Consider the following 18,386-nt stretch of genomic DNA (forward strand, 5'->3'; position numbering starts at 1 on the left):
AGTTGGTATTTCCGGCTAAATTGAGGAGTTAGATATGCTTAAACTATATAAAGTACTTCTTACCATGCTTGTAAGTCATTTTGCTAGCCAATTTTCGTATGCTGCTCTTCCGGGTAAACCCTCTATTCAGTGGGGAGAGAGCGTTTACAGTCTAGTCACTGTTTCTAGTGATGCGACCGCTTATGAAAAGTTGGTGACAAGAAAAACTGCCGTTGATGTTGAAGTGAGCTGGGCTCTATGGAATGGTGATTATGGAACGACAGCTAAGGTTTATTTAGATAGTAAAGAAGTATGGAGTGGTGCATCCACAGGTGCATCAGGTAAAGCTACGATCTCAATTTCTAAGGGGGGTAAATATCAATTACAAGTTGCGTTATGTAATGGAGATGAATGCAATCTAAGTGATGCAAAAGAAATTATCGTTAAAGACACCGATGGAAGCCATCTTGATCCGCTTAAGCCGCAGTTATTAGAAAATAATAAAGCTTATACACAAAATTCAGGCAAAGTTATTGCCGCCTATTTTGTTGAGTGGGGCGTTTACGGGCGGAAATTTCCAGTTGATAAGATACCCGTACAAAATCTAACCCATATTTTATATGCTTTTATTCCTATGTGTGGTGGTAATGGAATTAATGATAGCTTAAAAGAAATTGAAGGTAGCTTTGAGTCGTTACAAAGATCATGTTCTGGTCGAGAGGATTACAAGGTTAGTATTCATGACCCATGGGCTGCCCTTCAATTAGGGCAAACTGGTACTGTTGATCCATATAAAGGGAATTTTGGTCAACTCATGGCAATCAAACGTGCTTATCCAGATTTAAAAATATTACCTTCGGTGGGTGGATGGACATTGTCAGATCCATTTTATGCGTTAAAAGATAAAACGAAACGGGATACTTTTGTCAGTTCAGTAAAAGAGTTTCTACAAACATGGAAGTTTTTTGATGGCGTTGATATTGACTGGGAATATCCCGGTGCAAATGGAGCCAGTGTGACATTAGCGTCAGATAAGGATGGTGAAACCTATTTATTACTGATGCAAGAACTCCGTGCTATGTTGGATGAATTAGAAAAAGAAACCGGACGCCAATATCAATTAACTTCCGCAATCAGTGCGGCCAAAGTGAAAATTGATAAAGTTAATTTTGGGTTGGTACAAAAATCAGTCGATCATTTCTTTATGATGAGCTATGACTTTTACGGTGCTTTTGATTTAAATACACTGGGTTATCAAACCGCTCTTAATGCATCAAGCTGGCGGCCTGATACTGAATATACAACAGTCAATGGTGTGAATGCATTATTAGCACAAGGTGTTGATCCAGGGAAAATTGTGGTAGGTGCAGCGATGTATGGCCGAGGTTGGACTGGCGTAAATGGCTATACTGCGGGTAACCCTTTCACGGGCAAAGCGACAGGCCCAATAGCGGGAACGTGGGAAAATGGGGTTGTTGATTATCGCCAAATAAAAAATCAGTATATGAGTGGAGAATGGGTATATAGCTATGATGCTGTAGCGGAGGCTCCATATGTATTTAAAGCATCAACAGGCGATTTAATTACGTTTGATGATGAACGCTCAGTACAAGCGAAAGGAAAATATGTTTTAGATAAAAAACTCGGCGGATTATTTGCATGGGAAATTGATGCAGATAATGGTGATATTTTGAATAATATGAATTCTAGCTTAGGTAATAGTCTCTCTAAATAAGTGATTGTATGATTTAATATAGAGGGAGAATATTTCCCTCTATATTGGTGATTGTTTGAATGTTAGTTTTTTCATTGATAATAAATATATATTTTTGGGGTTTTTTATTGTTTTATCTAATCAATATTTTTTTGTTATGTTTTTATTTATTAATTATATATCAAGTAAAAAGGTTGGTTGTTATTAAATAAATAGATTAGGATATTTCTTGATTGTTTATTATCGACATTATGATAGTTCTATATCTGAATTAATTTAATATTCATGCGCTGAAATCATTGTATTAGCTATTTTAAATTAATAGGAGCTTATATGAGTAGATTATCCGTGGATGCAATTAATATAATAAGTACTATCAAAAAAACAGGATCCTTTTCAACGGCCGCAGATGTATTACATAAAACACCTTCAGCAATTTCATATCAAGTATTGAATATAGAAAGCCGTTTGAATGTGAAGCTTTTTCACCGTAATGGGCCTATAGTGCGTTTGACTAAAGAAGGGGAGTTTTTATTGCAAGAAGGCGCATGGATCTTAAATGCAATGCAAGATCTTGAAAATAGAGTAAGGAACATCCCCACGCTTGATAATCAAATCCGTATTGTGGTGGAAAAATTTTTACCACTCGATATCTTTGTGCAAGATATTCGAGATTATATTAATACGAATGGAGATGTTCATATTTCTATTCAAAGGGAGGCAATGACGGGGGCATGGGATGCATTAAAAGAGAATAGAGCCGATTTTATCATTGCTCTAGGCTATATCCCTGAAAATATAAAAGCCAGTACTCAACTCCTTGGCAAAATTAGTTTTTCACTTTGTGTCTCTCCTTCACATCCTTTCGCATCACAAAGGAAAATAATTACTAGAAAACAATTACTCAATGATATTTATGTGGAAATTGCGGATAGTAGCCATGAGTTATCAATTAATAAAGAAAAAGAAATGACATTGGAGCGACAAATACTGGTTTGTGATTTAGAAAGTAAATTAATATTACTGAAACGCGGGATTGGTTATGGTTTCATTTGTCCCTTACATATAAAGAACGAGTTAAAAAATCAAGAACTCGTTATTGTGCCTGTAGAAATACCTAAAGATGATCAATTTATTTGGTTAGCTTGGCATCCCTCAAGTAAGGGGGGCAATTTCTCTTGGTGGAAAGAGCGATTAATCAAAAAAATAGATACATCAAGTTTTGTCGAAAATTTGTCTAAATCATAATAGAAGATATATTAAATATTTTTCGGTTTGTGAGGCTGAGTTATGCTGAGCTACCCTAGTTATTATGATACAACCTATCTCTAGGGTTGGCTTATTTTATTATTTAGATATTGAACTATTGAGTTTTCTACTAAATTAGTTCAATTCATTTATTGAATTGAGCTGATATTCTATGATTAATACGGAGTGACAGTGACTAGATTGAAGGAGAGCGGATATTTTTAGGGCTATTCTGCGTGTGTAAATATTAAATCTACATTTCAATGAGTAGTAAAATAATCGAACATATTGAGTGTTAAAAAATAAACCCCAGCATTGTGGGGCCTATTTTTATTATCAGAGCCTTTTGTTTTATTTCAAACCGGCAGCTTCACGTAAAATAGCCGCTTTGTCAGTTTTTTCCCAAGGGAATTGAGAACGACCAAAGTGACCATATGATGCAGTTTGCTGATAAATAGGGTGTAGCAAGTCCAGCATTTGAATGAGTCCGTATGGGCGTAAATCGAAAAATTCACGTACTAACAGAACCAGTTGTGCCTCTGGAACTTTACCTGTGCCAAATGTTTCAACCATGATAGAGGTTGGCTCAGCCACACCAATTGCATAGGATACTTGGATTTCACAACGATCCGCTAAACCAGCTGCAACAATGTTTTTTGCAACATAGCGGGCCGCATAAGCAGCAGAACGGTCGACTTTAGAGGGATCTTTACCTGAGAATGCTCCACCACCATGACGAGCCATACCGCCGTATGTATCAACGATAATTTTTCGGCCAGTTAAACCGCAGTCACCCATTGGTCCACCAATAACAAAACGACCTGTTGGGTTGATAAAGTATTTTGTTGTTGGAGCTAACCATTCAGTTGGAAGAACGGGTTTGATAATTTCTTCCATCACCGCTTCATGTAAATCTTGCTGTTTGATGTCTTCAGAATGCTGAGTTGATAATACAACAGCATCAATACCAACAATTTTGTTGTCGTCATATTGGAATGTTACTTGGCTTTTCGCATCTGGGCGCAACCATGGTAATGTGCCATTTTTGCGGACTTCAGCTTGGCGCTGTACCAAACGGTGAGCATAAGTCACTGGTGCAGGCATAAGAACGTCAGTTTCATTTGTTGCATAACCAAACATAATACCTTGGTCACCAGCACCTTGTTCTAATGGGTCTGCACGGTCAACACCTTGGTTGATATCTGGTGATTGTTTACCAATCGCACTTAAAACCGCACACGAGTTCGCATCAAAACCCATGTCTGAGCTGGTATAACCAATTTCGCGAACGGTTTTACGTGTGATCTCTTCAATATCAACCCAAGCGCTGGTGGTGATTTCTCCCCCAACCATCACCATACCTGTCTTGACGTAGGTCTCGCAAGCAACGCGAGCTTTTGGATCTTGCTCAAGAATCGCATCAAGAACCGCATCAGAGATTTGATCGGCAATTTTATCAGGATGCCCTTCCGATACAGATTCAGAAGTAAAGAGATGTGTAGCCATGAGATTAATACCTTAGAATTCGCTGATTGTAATTGGATGTTTTAACATCTAGACGTCTATTTTAATATTTTAACAAAAAAAGTGCCACCTGTTTTTGTTCTTGATAGAAAAACAGTGAGTGAAAAGACGTTACTGACAAATTTTATTTCTATTAGGGCAATAACGTTTTGCAATTTCTGCCTAATCAATGTATAAACAGCGACCGTGACGGTTAGTTAAAAATTTTCCGTTATACACCAGTAGGCAGACAATGTGCCTGCTATCGATCAGGAGTGTTTATCTTTTTCGTTATTGATAAAGATTAAACAGTTATATTGGGGGTTAATGGGTAATGATCCATAATCTACTGAATAACAGTAATCAACAGCTGAACGCGGATCGCCGCGTGTCTTTGGCGTTTACTTTCCTGCCTTTGTTTACTTCTTCTCGAAGTTACCATCATCTTCTTAGTACACCTTTGGCTACCAGTCGGTAACTGTCTGCCAAATGGTCGTATTTGTCACCGTTTAGATGTTCTAAGCACTTTAATTAATCCGAGTAATAGCTGTTTCCCCGACATAACTGCCCAGCAGTGCCACGTCTAATGACGGGCGACTTTCTGGCCGGAGAAAGCGTCACTCACCCCTCCATAAAGGAGTTTGTTATGAATGATAATATCGCTCGCAAAATGCGCCAGACATACAACATCGCGTATTGGGGCGGTGGTTACTATCAGGTGAATGAGCGCGGAAATGTCTGTGTTTGCCCTAATCCTGATAACCCAGACACGTCTATTGATTTAGCTGAACTTGTTTATCAAGTTCAAGAGGAACAAGAGCATTTGCGTTTACCCGCATTGTTCTGCTTTCCTCAAATTCTACAGCACCGTTTACGTTCAATTAATGCGGCGTTTAAACGTGCTCGTGAATCTTATGGTTATACAGGCGATTACTTTTTGGTATATCCGATTAAGGTTAACCAACAGCGTCGCGTTATCGAGTCATTAGTGAATTCTGGAGAGCCTCTTGGACTGGAAGCAGGTTCGAAAGCCGAATTAATGGCGGTATTAGCGAATGCCGGCCGTACCCGTACTGTGATTGTGTGTAACGGTTACAAAGACCGTGAATATATTCGTTTAGCGCTTATCGGGGAAAAACTCGGTCACAAGGTGTATCTTGTTATCGAGAAAATGTCTGAAATTGAGATGGTGCTTAAAGAAGCGGAAAGCTTGAATGTGACTCCTCGATTAGGGGTACGTGCTCGTTTAGCGTCACAAGGGTCAGGTAAATGGCAAGCCAGTGGGGGTGAAAAATCTAAATTTGGCTTGGCAGCGACACAAGTGTTGCAGCTTGTTGAAATCCTGCGTAATGCCGACCGCCTAGAAAGCTTACAACTGCTGCATTTCCATCTTGGTTCGCAAATGGCCAATATTCGTGATATTGCGACAGGGGTCCGTGAGTCAGCACGTTTTTATGTTGAATTACACCGCTTAGGGGTCAAAATTCAATGTTTCGATGTTGGTGGTGGATTAGGGGTAGACTATGAGGGCACTCGCTCACAGTCAGATTGCTCAGTGAATTATGGTCTAAATGAATATGCCAATAATGTGATTTGGGCAATTGGTGATGCATGTGAAGAATATGACCTACCTCATCCAACGGTGATCACAGAATCAGGACGCGCACTGACTGCTCATCATACTGTCTTGGTTTCTAATGTGATTGGGGTTGAACGTAACGAGTTTACGAAAACATCTCCCCCAGATGAAGATGCGCCACGCTCATTGATTTCGTTGTGGGAAACGTGGGAATCGATGCAGCATCAAGGAAACAGTCGTTCATTGCGCGAATGGCTTCATGATAGTCAGTTCGATTTGCAAGAAGCACATACACAATATGCGCATGGCGTTTTGGATTTAACTCAACGTGCTTGGGCTGAAGAACTTTATTTAAATATTTGTCGTCGCATTCAGCAAGATCTGGATCCGAGTAATCGCGCTCATCGTCCTATTATTGATGAACTACAGGAGCGTATGGCCGATAAGTTCTATGTGAATTTTTCGCTATTCCAATCATTACCTGATGCATGGGGGATTGACCAAGTTTTCCCCGTTTTACCCATTGAAGGTTTAGATAAGCCACTTGACCGTCGAGCGGTGTTATTGGATATCACCTGTGATTCAGATGGTATTATTGATCACTATGTTGACGGAGATGGCGTTGAAACAACTATGCCAATGCCTGCATATGATCCAGAAAATCCACCAATGATTGGCTTCTTTATGATAGGTGCGTATCAGGAAATTTTGGGAAATATGCACAACTTATTTGGGGATACGGCGGCACTTGACGTTTGGGTTGATAGCCAAGGTAATGTGCGTTATCTGCAAAGTGAAGAGGGGGATTCCGTTGCGGATATGCTGCAATACGTCAAGCTAGTACCAGAAGTCTTATTGGAAAGCTTTATCGAGCAAGTTAAAGGTACTGGGCTAAGCGAACAACTACAAAAAGATTTTGTGGATGAGTTTGAGAATGGTCTCTATGGCTATACTTACTTAGAAGACGAATAATTAGCGTTAAATGAACGGTGGCTAATCACGGGTGGCGTAAAGCTACCCGTGAGCCTAAATAATAAAAGTATTTGCAGATTACAAATGCTGATAGAGGAAGAGTGATGATTAATAGCACATTAGGTAACCAGATTGATAACTCTCTGGTTTCTAACGCATTTGGCTTTTTACGATTTCCACTGAATTTTCAACCATATAGCTCTGATGCTGAATGGGTGATCACCGGTGTTCCTTTTGATATGGCAACTTCAGGCCGTGCGGGAAGCCGTCATGGGCCAGCAGCGATTCGCCAAGTATCAACAAACCTAGCGTGGGAAAGCCATCGCTGGCCATGGAACTTTAAGCTAACCGAGCGTTTAAACGTTGTTGATTGTGGTGACGTTGTCTTTGCTTTTGGTGATGCACAGGATATGTGCGATAAATTACAAGCGCATACTGAAAAACTCCTTGCGGCTGGAAAGCGTTGTTTAACGTTTGGTGGCGATCACTTTGTGACGCTTCCTCTGCTGCGTGCTCATGCAAAGCACTTTGGCAAAATGGCTTTAGTTCACTTTGATGCACATACTGATACTTATGGTAATGGGAGTCAGTATGACCATGGAACGATGTTCTATCATGCTCCGAAAGAGGGGTTGATCGACCCGACTCGTTCAGTGCAAATTGGTATTCGTACGGAACATGACAGCGACAATGGGTTTACGGTACTTGATGCGGCTCAGGTTAATGACCGTGGTGTTGATGAGATGATTGAACAAATCAAATCAATTGTTGGTGATATGCCTGTTTATTTGACGTTCGATATTGATTGTCTTGATCCTGCATTTGCACCGGGAACAGGGACACCGGTTGTTGGGGGATTAACATCTGACCGCGCGTTGAAACTACTGCGTGGTTTACAACCCTTAAATATTGTTGGTATGGATCTGGTCGAAGTGGCTCCTGCTTATGACCAATCAGAAATCACAGCATTAGCCGCGGCTTCTATTGCATTGGATATGCTGTACTTGCAAGCATCCAAAAAATAAGCCGTCATTGCTTTATTATTAGGCTGCCATATGGGCAGCCTAAGGTTGTTGACAAAGTGGGATAAAGCGTGGTTTTTCCCACTTTGTGTTGTCAGTCGAAAATCAATAAATTGATTATCCTCGTTTATTTTCAAAACCTATCCGACTTGCCGCCAAACATAATAGGTTTGTCAGCCTATTTTTTTCTTAAAAAAGCGTTTGTTATTTGAACAGATTGTTATAAATAGCATTTTTTGCTATACCTCTTAATGGGTATTTCTACCTCAATTTAATTATTATTTGGTTTTTTGTAGTCATTTCTATTGCAAATGCGAGTGATAATCAATCAAATAGAGTTGTATCTGTTACAATATTCACCTAAAACAGTTTAAAATCATAACTTTGTAACTTATTCGCAATCTTGCTAACGTATTGTTTAGTTAGAGTCATTTATTTTAACTATCCTAATGGGAGATAGCTCATGGCACTGAATAATAAAGTCATTTTGGTTACTGGCGCAGCACAAGGTATTGGTCGTGGTATCGCATTACGTTTAGCGAAAGAGGGAGCTGATATCGCACTTGTGGATCTTAAAAAAGATAAGCTAGCGGATGTGGCGAAGGAAATTGAAGCATTAGGCCGTAAAGCGACAACATTTGCAGCAGATGTCAGTAAACGTGAGGAAGTGTTTGCAGCAGTGGCGCATGCTGAAGCTGAATTAGGTGGTTTCGATGTCATGATTAATAATGCGGGGATTGCGCAAGTTAAACCTCTCGCCGATGTACGCCAAGAAGACATGGACTTAATTTTCAAAATTAACGTTGATGGTGTTATGTGGGGGATCCAAGCAGCCAGTGAGAAATTCCAACAACGTAAACAGAAGGGGAAAATTATTAATGCCTCTTCTATTGCAGGGCATGATGGTTTTGCAATGCTAGGTGTTTACTCTGCAACTAAATTTGCAGTGCGCGCATTAACTCAAGCGGCAGCGAAAGAGTATGCAAGCTCAGGCATTACTGTTAACTCATATTGCCCAGGTATTGTGGGTACCGATATGTGGGTAGAAATTGATGAGCGTTTTGCTGAAATTACAGGTGCACCAAAAGGTGAAACCTATAAAAAATATGTTGAAGGTATTGCATTAGGTCGAGCACAAACTCCAGAAGATGTGGCGGGCTTGGTCGCATTTTTAGCAAGTGATGACTCAGACTACATTACTGGACAATCAATCCTAACTGATGGCGGTATTGTTTATCGCTAATCCGTGGTGCGATTAGTTTTTACATAAACTCATGCCTAAATTGCGCCTGAAGCTATAAATATAGCGGAGGGCGCAATGGCTATATTGTATAACAAGAAAATATGGGTAATGAACGCTTGTCATCAATATTATCCTCTCGCTATCATCTCTTTTATATATCTTAAATATTATTCTAATTATTTAATTAGCTCTGATTACTGATAAAATTCTTTTGGTTATACAATAAGAAATAATCTATTCGCTATTGTTGATATGGTTTAGCATAGCTCTTGTCGTCATTGTCAAACACAATGTGTTTACTGAAATAGCCTTTATTTTAAAATGATAATGTAATTTATATATTATTAATCAATGACATGATAGGAAAAACTATGCCAAATAAAATTAAAGTGATGACATTTAATACTTATTTATTGCATGTTCCTCTTTTTAGTATTGGTGCATCAACAAGAAATACAAGAATTAATGCGATGATTAGAGATAATATTTTTTCTGATGTTGACATTGTTATTTTTCAAGAGGTTTTTAGCCAAGATTCTGAAAAGAAATTATTTTCAGGAATGAGAGAGTTGGGGGTTATCTATCACACACCGGTTGCGGCTCAATATAATGAATCTATCCTAGCTTATTGTGACTCGAATAATTGTTGGAATAATAAAAAAGGAACATGGGATATTATTCAGCAAGTTAACTCAGGTATCGCTATTGCTTCTCGTTATCCCATTATTTATCGTGAATATCATCTTTTTGATGATTCGGGCTGTGGTGCTGACCGTTTTAGTGCTAAAGGAGGAGTGAGGGCCGTTATTGACTTTAAGGGCAGTAAGGTCAATGTTATTGGTACACATATGCAGTCGGATGATCATTATTGTATAATGACAACCCCTTCAGATCATCGTAAAACTCAGCTTAATCAGTTAATCAACTGGGCTAATAGCATCGCTTCAGAAGAGAATTTAGCCGTCGTCTTAGGGGGTGACCTTAATATCAATTATACGCAAAGGGAATATATACAAGCTTTGGATATTATTGGCTGGGGAGAACCTGAATATGTTTCATCGACTCCTTCGTGGGATGTCACAAGCAATGATATCATTAAAGCTGCGCATCCAGATGAAAAAGAGAGTTGGCATTTAGATTATATTTTTGCAAAAAATGTTGCTTCGATCAAAGAACAAACCAGACAGGTGAAAATGAAAACAGCTTATTATTATAATAATAATGCTTATTATGATTATTCAGACCATTATCCAGTCGTGGCTGAAATTGAATTATGATAATATTCAATATTCAGCCAGTTATTAATTTATATTTACTTATTCAGCTTTTAAATTTTTTAAGATCGCTTCTGATTGGGTCCATAATAGAGAACCCCCTTCATTTTTAAACAGGAAATGTTGGCAATGAGGAAAGCGAGTGGCAAGGATATGGCCAAAATCGGGTGAGTGCACAGAACTTTCATCTTTTTGGCCATACCATAATGATACAGGGCATTGGATCTGTTCAGGTTGGAAAGGCCATGCTTGTAGCGTAATCAGCAAATCTTGAACATAGCCTAAATTACCTTGTACAAAAGCACGGTTCATACATTCGGTGTAAGCTTCTAAAAAGGTGGCTTCATGATAAAGCTGTTGGTCGATTTCAGCACTACAATTGAGAATAAATGCCAATAGCCATGGTGCGCTGACATTTTTTTTCAACCAGTCAGCGAGCGCTTCAGGGCTATTTATGGCTTGCTCTTGCATATTAATCACATCAGAGCGTAGTCGTTCTCTCGTTGCTGGATGTTCAAATTGGTCTTGGCCTGAGACGATGGATAATGCATTCGGAGTGCCATAAAAAGCCAGTGCCATGGCAAATACAGCGCCCTGAGAAAAACCAATCACTGAGTAATGTTTGATTTGCTGAGAATGCAACAACACAGCGACATCTGCGGCAAAACGAGAAAGTGATTTTTGTGGATCTTGGGAAGAGTCCCCTAAACCCGCTCGTTCAGGCACAATCAATCGCAGCCCAAAACGGTTGAGGAATTCAATGCCAAAACCGAGTGTCCCACTCATACCTGCACCAGTACAAAAAATAACTGGAAAACCGGTTTTCGGCCCAGACTCATACCAACTCAAATGACGGCCATCAGGCAGTTGGAGTGAATTATGGCGTGTCGTGGTGAGCTGACGAGTATACATTGCTAATTCCTAACTTATGCTAAATCGAGGGTGTACTACCATAAATGTGATGAGTGACACAAAGGATATAGGAGATTTTATTGAAATAATAATAGCCATAAAAGAATAGTAAAATAATAATGAGGTATATTGCAAAGCTATTCATTAAAAAAAGATAAGCTACTCATTTAATTAGGAACGAATATGGGGTTTTCAGAAGCGGACAAACAGTGTTTACTCGCGGTAAAAGGGGTAGGGCCGACGGTGATGAGTCGATTAGAACAAATGGGATTCTCGACGTTATCTCAGCTAAGTGAAGCATCCTATGAGGAAATTTTGCGGTTAGGCGCTGAACTCACAGGGTCTAGCTGTTGGAAAAACAGCCCACAGGCTAAGAAAGCAGTGGAAGGAGCCATTAACGCCGCTAAGATGGCCACTAAATAGCGAGTGGTTTCAAGGCTCCTGATTGATGAATAAGCGAATGTGATCCCAGCCGTATTCGCGAACGATAAAATGTGTTGATAACAAATAGAGACTTTAGTTATCTTGGCTTGAGCTGTTACCGGCGTATCTTGAGTAAACGCGGATAGCGGTGTCATCATATATACATTTTCTTTTTAACCGAGTTGAAAATGCCTAGCGAGAAGAGGGGCTGTAAAATCTTTCTTAAGATAAAAGCCTCTCGGTAATGTCATGATAGTTTGCCCAAACTCACCAATTCCTTCTGTTAATGCTTTACTGTTAGCGGCTTTAGGGCGTATTTGTAGCACTTGTCCATGCCGTGCAGTGATGGTTTCAACCTTCCCAAGAACAATCAGATCCATCAATTCTTCCCAATCTTGACGTAGCAATTGCTCTTCCAGTGGTGAGGGACTCCATAGTAAAGGCGTCGCCACACGACGCTGTGCAAGAGGAATTTGGCGCTCTCCTTCAATAGGAAACCACAGTACCCGAGACAGCTTTCGACAAACATGGCTGTTTTCCCAAGTCAACCCACTATTGCCCGTTAAAGGCGCAACGGAAACAAATGTTGTTTCCAGTGGCACACCATGACGATCGATAGGAATCGTTTTTAATTCGACGCCAATTTCAGCAAAATCTTGTTCAGGCTTACTTCCTGCACTAGCCCCTAGAAAATACTCTAGCAACATGCCGACCCAGCCTTTGTCGCGCTTTAAATCAGGGGGGATTGGTAATCCTGCATATTCAGCCAATTGGCCCAGCGTATAACCAGCAAGGGCTTGCGCTCTCGCCATTAAAACAGACTCATTTTCAGGTGGTGGTGGCGGTAAAAATGGCATAATGCGATTAAATAATAATCAAAAAAAGTTCACAGGGTAGAGAAAGTATATCACTTTTTACACCAGATAATTAATGCATTGATATATAAGATAATAATAGAAGACTTAACCACATTATCTTTAACGAAAAATAGGTTATTCACGTTCATCCCATAATAATCACAGGATCATTCACTAGGTTATCCACAGATTTATTGGATAACTGTGAAAAACTTTAATTACTGTGTGCATTTACAGGCTTGACTTACCTGTTTTTTTGAACCTAATCACACAACTTGCCTAAGTTAAGCGCATTACTTGTGGATAAATCATACATTGATTGATCTTTGTTCATTTGAACTCCTAATGAATAAAGTCGAAAACATAAACAGGAGATAACAGGATGGAATGTAAGTATCTTATTGTTTTAAAATGAGTTAGTAATGCGTGAGGATTTTCTTGAAGAAGTGACCTGTAGGATATACCCTGATTACTATCGGGTTGTTCACATGGATATCCACAGAAAAAGTGAATAACATCCTTATTATTCATCTATGGTGTTCATAACTTTTATGATTTCTGTGCATTATCCTCAGAAGGTTGAAACCATGCCGATTTAAAATCAAACCAACCGAACGTATTCATCCTTGCTCCACGCATGGTTTTTTGTCCTTGAAGCTCTAACCAATGATGGAAGATTGGATGAAAAATCTGTGAATCAACTAAGCTTTCACACCATGCTTCGACATTAAGTGATTGTTGTCGCCAATTTGACAGCTCCTCTTTGAGGGGGGAGCCTAAACATTCACGAAATAATGGCATTTCATATAAAGTGGCAAAAATTGAAAATTCGAGAGGTTTAAAGAAGTTGGCTGTCGCAAGCCAAATATCACTTTCTGCTGTGCCATTGAACCATTCAGGGTAATTAACAATGTTTATTTTTAATTCGATACCTTGCGTTTTCAATACACGCTTCATTATTTGGCTGATAGCATAAAACTCGTGGTGTTGATGATAGAAAGTGACCGTCAATTCGGTTAAATCAGCTGGCTTAGGTAATAGCGTTAACATGCGACTATGATGCCAATGCAGTAATAGCCCATAAGCGGGAGCCCAGTGCCGCTGATAAAATGATTCACAATGCGCGAGCAGATTGATTGGTGTTAAAAAACTGCATAGCCATTGACGTATATCACAACGCTGCGCTAGGGCAGAGCGTTGATCCATCAATAAAAAGTAGCATCCTTCTTCCATACGACTTTCTAACGAATCATTTGGTTTGCTGTCACTGTCCATCTTTAATGTGGTACACACCATTTGCTCAGATAATTCAGGCACGACCCAAATAGTGACCTCATCAAGTAGTGCACGGTAGCCAAAATAGCGGTCAAATGCAGTGATTGTCAGTTTTTGCGGTAAGTTTTTTTCAACCAAAAAAGGGCCTGTACCAATAGGTATTTGCTCAAAATTGTCAAAAGACTCCCACTCTTTGGGGAGAATGGCAGCATGAGGACTCCCTAATAGTAAAGGTAGCTGCTTGTCGACTTCACTTAATTGAATATCAATGACATTGGGAAGAGGGGAGGTGACAGATTTAATATGTGAAAATAATGGCCAGCACTGCTGTAAACGCATCAATGAACTAATAATATCATCGACTAGCATCTCTCTACCGTGGTGAAAGTAAATACTGGGTCTTAAGTAAAAACGCCATTCAGTGTCATTTATCATTTGCCAATAATGAGCGATACCATTTTCGACTTCCCCTTTTTCCTCATTTATATGCGTTAATCCATTAAATATCTGACTCATTAAGTGAATTTCAGAACGCCTCATGGGGGTTCCTGGTAGCAAATTAGGGAAATCACGGTAGTAGATGATGCGTAAAAGATTCTTACCTTGCCGATAACTGCGTTCTAATTCAGAGAGAACCATTTGGCGGATTGTTTCTTTATCTCCCACTAAAGCAACAAGTTTTTCAATGCTTTCTTCTTTTAGCAAACGCTCCGCTTGGGCTTGCTGTAACTCTAATCCATTAACATGAAAGAGTAAGGTTGAACGTTTCCCTCTGCCTGCTTCGGCTTGCCAACTGAGCCACCCATGAGATTGCATGCTATTTAATAAAGTGCGGACGTGGCGTCGAGAGCAAAACAGTGTATCGGCAATATGTTGCAATGTGGTTTCACTATCTTGACCCTGAAAGTGTTGCCAAAGACGGACGAATTGTGTTTGTAAGCGAGAACTGGACATAAAAGAGGAACTCCGGCAATGATTACATCAATTTTTATTTCCCAATATCCATTTGATAATAGACACCAGTAAGTAGCTCGTTAGGCCTGTTAATTGGCAGGCTGACTCCCAGAATTATTGAGTAATGGTAATTTACCAGCCGATAGCAGCATTATCGGCTTTTTTTGTTGCCTTTATTTTGAATACTGTTATTGGATTTAGTCTACATAATAATGAGGATGATTTTAGAGTAAATCATGATGTAGGGGTAGGCTTATTCACTATTTATAAGATAAAACGCCCACAGAAGGTGGGCGTTTAGAAAGTGGTTGTTAATGCTTAGCGCATAAATGAAGGAATTTTCTGCTCATATTGCTTAATTTGATCAGCATGCTGCAAGGTCAAACCAATGCTATCAAGGCCATTCATCATGCAGTGACGACGGAAACTATCAATCTCAAAATGATAAGTTTTATCGCCTGCTTGAACCGTTTGCTGCTCTAAGTCAACCGTGAATTGGCAACCTTCATTGTTTTGCACATAGTTAAACATTTCGTCAACTTCTGCATCGCTCAGTTTTATTGGTAACAATTGGTTATTGAAAGAGTTACCGTAAAAAATATCAGCAAAACTAGGTGCAATAACCACCTGGATACCAAAGTCAGTTAAGGCCCATGGCGCGTGCTCTCTAGAGGAGCCACAGCCAAAGTTTTCGCGGGCGAGTAGAATACTCGCACCTTTAAACACTGGCTTGTTTAATACAAAATCTGGGTTTGGTTGCTGTCCGGCGTCATCAAGAAAACGCCAATCATTAAACAGGTGTTGTCCAAATCCTGTACGGGTGACTTTTTGCAAAAACTGTTTTGGAATAATCGCATCTGTATCCACATTCGCCGCATCTAAAGGGGCCACAATGCCTGTATGGGTAATAAATTTTTCCATGATAAATGCTCCTTTAGGCGTGAATATCGCGGACATCCGCAAAATGACCATTAATCGCCGCTGCCGCAGCCATTGCAGGGCTAACTAAGTGAGTACGTCCTGCTCGACCTTGGCGACCTTCAAAATTTCGGTTACTGGTTGATGCACATCGTTCACCAGGGTTCAAACGGTCATTATTCATTGCAAGGCACATGGAGCAACCAGGTAAACGCCATTCAAAACCCGCTTCGATAAAGATTTTATCTAACCCTTCTTGCTCCGCTTGAGCTTTAACTGGGCCTGAACCGGGAACAACGATCGCTTGAACACCAGAAGCCACTTTTTTACCTTTAGCAATAGCTGCCGCAGCACGTAAATCTTCGATACGTGAATTAGTACAAGAACCAATAAACACTTTATCAATTTTTACGTCAGACAGCTTGATACCAGACTTTAACCCCATATAAGCTAAAGCTTTCTCAGCAGATGCCCGTTCCACAGGATCACTGAAAGATTCTGGGGAAGGTATTGGTTCATTAATGGCAATAACTTGACCCGGATTCGTTCCCCAAGTGACTTGTGGCGCGATTTCACTGGCTTGCAATGTGACGATTTTATCGAATTGCGCATCTTCATCGGTTTTTAAGGTTTTCCAGTACGCAACAGCCTCATCCCACTCTTTTCCTTTAGGGGCAAATTGACGACCTTCCATATAGCTAAACGTTGTTTCATCTGGAGCGATAATACCTGCCTTCGCCCCCAACTCAATGGCCATATTACAAACGGTCATACGACCTTCCATACTGAGGTTTTCAATTGCTTCACCACAAAACTCGACAATATAGCCTGTACCGCCAGCACTGCCTGTTTTACCAATTATGGCTAAGACGATATCTTTTGCTGTAATGCCGACCGGTGCTTTACCGATAACTTCAATTTTCATGGTTTTGGCGCGAGCTTGCTTCAAGGTTTGGGTCGCCATGACATGCTCAACTTCAGAAGTACCGATACCGAAAGCCAATGCACCAAATGCACCATGAGTTGCAGTATGCGAGTCCCCACACACGATGGTCATACCCGGTAAAGTAATGCCTTGTTCTGGCCCCATCACGTGAACAATACCTTGATAAGGATGGTTAAGGTCATATAAGGTCACACCGAACTCTTTGCAGTTTTTCATCAACTCTTGCATTTGGATACGTGCCATATCACCACAAGCGTTAATATCTTTTGTTTGTGTTGATACGTTATGATCCATGGTTGCAAAGGTTTTGCTTGGTTGATGCAATGGACGATTTTTGGTTCTCAAGCCATCAAAGGCTTGAGGTGATGTCACTTCATGAACCAAATGACGATCAATGTAGATCAGGGGTATCTCATTATCGACTTCACGTACAACGTGCGCATCATATAATTTCTGATATAAAGTTTTGGCCATGTTACACCCCTTCGGTGATATAACGGGCGATAATGTCACCCATTTCACTAGTACTGACGGACTTGCCACCACCGGCTAAATCTGCGGTACGATGGCCTTCTTCTAACGCTTTATTCACAGCTCTTTCGATGGCATCAGCGGCGTCATTCTGATTTAAACTGAATCTTAACAGCATGGCTGCCGATAAAATTTGAGCGATTGGGTTCGCGATATTTTTACCTGCGATATCTGGCGCGGAACCTCCTGCTGGCTCATAGAGTCCAAAGCCATCTTCATTTAGGCTTGCCGATGGTAACATCCCCATTGAACCAGTGATCATGGCACACTCATCAGAAATAATGTCACCAAACAAGTTTGAACACAAAACAACATCAAATTGAGATGGTGCTTTAATCATTTGCATTGTTGCATTATCGATATACATATGGCTAACAGCGACATCGGGGTATTCTTTAGCGATTTGATTAACAACTTCTCGCCATAAAACAGAACTTTGTAATACGTTAGCTTTATCAATTGAGGTCACTTTATGATGACGTTTCCGTGCTGACTCAAAAGCAATGCGTGCGATACGTTCTATTTCATAACGGTGATAAACTTCGGTATCGAAAGCGTATTCATCTTGCCCTTCACCTTTACGGCCTTTTGGCTGACCAAAATAGATACCGCCTGTTAATTCACGTACACAGAGAATATCAAAACCTTGGGCTGCGATATCAGCACGCAGAGGACAAAATGCCTCTAACGCTTGATACAAGCGGGCAGGGCGCAAGTTACTGAATAATTTAAAGTGTTTGCGTAATGGCAGCAGTGCTCCTCGTTCGGGTTGGCTATCTGGCGGCAAGTTTTCCCATTTAGGGCCACCAACGGAACCAAACAAAACGGCGTCTGCATTTTCACAACCTACGACAGTTTCTTCAGGTAGCGGTTTGCCGTGGCGGTCAATTGCGATACCGCCAACGTCATACTCTTTGGTTGTGATAGATAATGCAAAACGCTGGCGGATTGCATCCAACACTTTATTGGCTTGAGCCATGACTTCTGGTCCAATACCATCTCCAGGTAATACGGCAATATGATAGCTCTTAGACAT

General features: G+C 40.3%; 14 protein-coding genes. 7 read left to right on the plus strand and 7 right to left on the minus strand.

The genetic code is table 11. The features are described 5' to 3' along the window. Positions 1 to 34 precede the first annotated feature (34 nt). Both ACWPW6_RS06135 and ACWPW6_RS06140 read left to right on the plus strand, forming a co-directional pair. Positions 35 to 1,714: a glycosyl hydrolase family 18 protein gene (locus tag ACWPW6_RS06135; RefSeq protein WP_154635544.1), complete on the plus strand. Its 1,680-nt coding sequence runs from the start codon at positions 35 to 37 to the stop codon at positions 1,712 to 1,714. A 312-nt stretch (positions 1,715 to 2,026) separates the two neighbouring features. Then, entirely contained in the window at positions 2,027 to 2,941 is a 915-nt protein-coding gene (locus ACWPW6_RS06140; RefSeq protein ID WP_154622999.1) for a LysR family transcriptional regulator, read from the plus strand. 351 nt (positions 2,942 to 3,292) lie between these two features. Here ACWPW6_RS06140 and metK read toward each other — a convergent pair whose 3' ends face one another. Next, complete coding sequence (metK, locus tag ACWPW6_RS06145) at positions 3,293 to 4,447, minus strand: methionine adenosyltransferase (RefSeq protein WP_154622998.1); 1,155 nt, start codon at positions 4,445 to 4,447, stop codon at positions 3,293 to 3,295. A gap of 643 nt (positions 4,448 to 5,090) precedes the next feature. Between metK and speA the strand changes: the two genes are divergently transcribed. From speA to ACWPW6_RS06165, 4 genes are all read left to right on the plus strand, one after another. Then, complete coding sequence (gene speA / locus ACWPW6_RS06150; protein WP_250000224.1) at positions 5,091 to 6,995, plus strand: biosynthetic arginine decarboxylase; 1,905 nt, start codon at positions 5,091 to 5,093, stop codon at positions 6,993 to 6,995. 104 nt (positions 6,996 to 7,099) lie between these two features. Beyond that, positions 7,100 to 8,020, plus strand: a complete 921-nt coding sequence (gene speB, locus ACWPW6_RS06155) for an agmatinase (RefSeq protein WP_154622996.1) — start codon at positions 7,100 to 7,102, stop codon at positions 8,018 to 8,020. Positions 8,021 to 8,480: 460 nt separating this feature from the next. Further along, a complete protein-coding gene (locus ACWPW6_RS06160) occupies positions 8,481 to 9,260 on the plus strand; it encodes an acetoin reductase (protein WP_154622995.1) in 780 nt (259 codons plus the stop codon). 371 nt (positions 9,261 to 9,631) lie between these two features. After that, positions 9,632 to 10,537: a sphingomyelin phosphodiesterase gene (locus ACWPW6_RS06165; protein WP_250000226.1), complete on the plus strand. Its 906-nt coding sequence runs from the start codon at positions 9,632 to 9,634 to the stop codon at positions 10,535 to 10,537. A 39-nt stretch (positions 10,538 to 10,576) separates the two neighbouring features. Here ACWPW6_RS06165 and ACWPW6_RS06170 read toward each other — a convergent pair whose 3' ends face one another. Further along, a complete protein-coding gene (locus ACWPW6_RS06170) occupies positions 10,577 to 11,446 on the minus strand; it encodes an alpha/beta fold hydrolase (RefSeq protein WP_154635629.1) in 870 nt (289 codons plus the stop codon). Between the two features lie 183 nt (positions 11,447 to 11,629). On the opposite strand from ACWPW6_RS06170, the gene ACWPW6_RS06175 reads away from it, so the two are divergent. Further along, positions 11,630 to 11,869 carry a helix-hairpin-helix domain-containing protein gene (locus tag ACWPW6_RS06175; protein WP_154622659.1) on the plus strand — a complete coding sequence of 80 codons (240 nt, stop codon included), beginning with the start codon at positions 11,630 to 11,632 and terminating at the stop codon, positions 11,867 to 11,869. Between the two features lie 173 nt (positions 11,870 to 12,042). Here the strand turns inward: ACWPW6_RS06175 and mutH are convergent, their stop codons facing one another. From mutH to leuB, 5 genes are all read right to left on the minus strand, one after another. Continuing rightward, the gene (gene mutH, locus ACWPW6_RS06180; protein WP_154622660.1) at positions 12,043 to 12,726 is read right to left on the minus strand and encodes a DNA mismatch repair endonuclease MutH; all 684 of its coding nucleotides are present in this window, start codon (positions 12,724 to 12,726) and stop codon (positions 12,043 to 12,045) included. A gap of 549 nt (positions 12,727 to 13,275) precedes the next feature. Further along, positions 13,276 to 14,955 (minus strand): HTH-type transcriptional regulator SgrR, encoded by a 1,680-nt coding sequence (sgrR, locus tag ACWPW6_RS06185; RefSeq protein ID WP_154622661.1) that lies wholly within the window; start codon positions 14,953 to 14,955, stop codon positions 13,276 to 13,278. Between the two features lie 318 nt (positions 14,956 to 15,273). Next, positions 15,274 to 15,876 (minus strand): 3-isopropylmalate dehydratase small subunit, encoded by a 603-nt coding sequence (gene leuD / locus ACWPW6_RS06190; protein ID WP_154622662.1) that lies wholly within the window; start codon positions 15,874 to 15,876, stop codon positions 15,274 to 15,276. A 13-nt stretch (positions 15,877 to 15,889) separates the two neighbouring features. Further along, positions 15,890 to 17,293, minus strand: coding sequence for a 3-isopropylmalate dehydratase large subunit (gene leuC, locus ACWPW6_RS06195; protein WP_163860886.1), 1,404 nt, complete (start codon positions 17,291 to 17,293; stop codon positions 15,890 to 15,892). Between the two features lies 1 nt (position 17,294). After that, complete coding sequence (gene leuB / locus ACWPW6_RS06200) at positions 17,295 to 18,386, minus strand: 3-isopropylmalate dehydrogenase (protein WP_154622664.1); 1,092 nt, start codon at positions 18,384 to 18,386, stop codon at positions 17,295 to 17,297.

The sequence above is a fragment of the Providencia sp. Marseille-Q8014 genome, assembly GCF_965112055.1.

Excerpts from the sequence above, each read along its gene's own strand:
- ACWPW6_RS06135 (WP_154635544.1), top strand. The coding sequence starts at position 35 with ATGCTTAAACTATATAAAGTACTTCTTACCATGCTTGTAAGTCATTTT.
- ACWPW6_RS06140 (WP_154622999.1), top strand. The coding sequence starts at position 2,027 with ATGAGTAGATTATCCGTGGATGCAATTAATATAATAAGTACTATCAAA.
- metK (WP_154622998.1), bottom strand. The coding sequence starts at position 4,447 with ATGGCTACACATCTCTTTACTTCTGAATCTGTATCGGAAGGGCATCCT.
- speA (WP_250000224.1), top strand. The coding sequence starts at position 5,091 with ATGAATGATAATATCGCTCGCAAAATGCGCCAGACATACAACATCGCG.
- speB (WP_154622996.1), top strand. The coding sequence starts at position 7,100 with ATGATTAATAGCACATTAGGTAACCAGATTGATAACTCTCTGGTTTCT.
- ACWPW6_RS06160 (WP_154622995.1), top strand. The coding sequence starts at position 8,481 with ATGGCACTGAATAATAAAGTCATTTTGGTTACTGGCGCAGCACAAGGT.
- ACWPW6_RS06165 (WP_250000226.1), top strand. The coding sequence starts at position 9,632 with ATGCCAAATAAAATTAAAGTGATGACATTTAATACTTATTTATTGCAT.
- ACWPW6_RS06170 (WP_154635629.1), bottom strand. The coding sequence starts at position 11,446 with ATGTATACTCGTCAGCTCACCACGACACGCCATAATTCACTCCAACTG.
- ACWPW6_RS06175 (WP_154622659.1), top strand. The coding sequence starts at position 11,630 with ATGGGGTTTTCAGAAGCGGACAAACAGTGTTTACTCGCGGTAAAAGGG.
- mutH (WP_154622660.1), bottom strand. The coding sequence starts at position 12,726 with ATGCCATTTTTACCGCCACCACCACCTGAAAATGAGTCTGTTTTAATG.
- sgrR (WP_154622661.1), bottom strand. The coding sequence starts at position 14,955 with ATGTCCAGTTCTCGCTTACAAACACAATTCGTCCGTCTTTGGCAACAC.
- leuD (WP_154622662.1), bottom strand. The coding sequence starts at position 15,876 with ATGGAAAAATTTATTACCCATACAGGCATTGTGGCCCCTTTAGATGCG.
- leuC (WP_163860886.1), bottom strand. The coding sequence starts at position 17,293 with ATGGCCAAAACTTTATATCAGAAATTATATGATGCGCACGTTGTACGT.
- leuB (WP_154622664.1), bottom strand. The coding sequence starts at position 18,386 with ATGTCTAAGAGCTATCATATTGCCGTATTACCTGGAGATGGTATTGGA.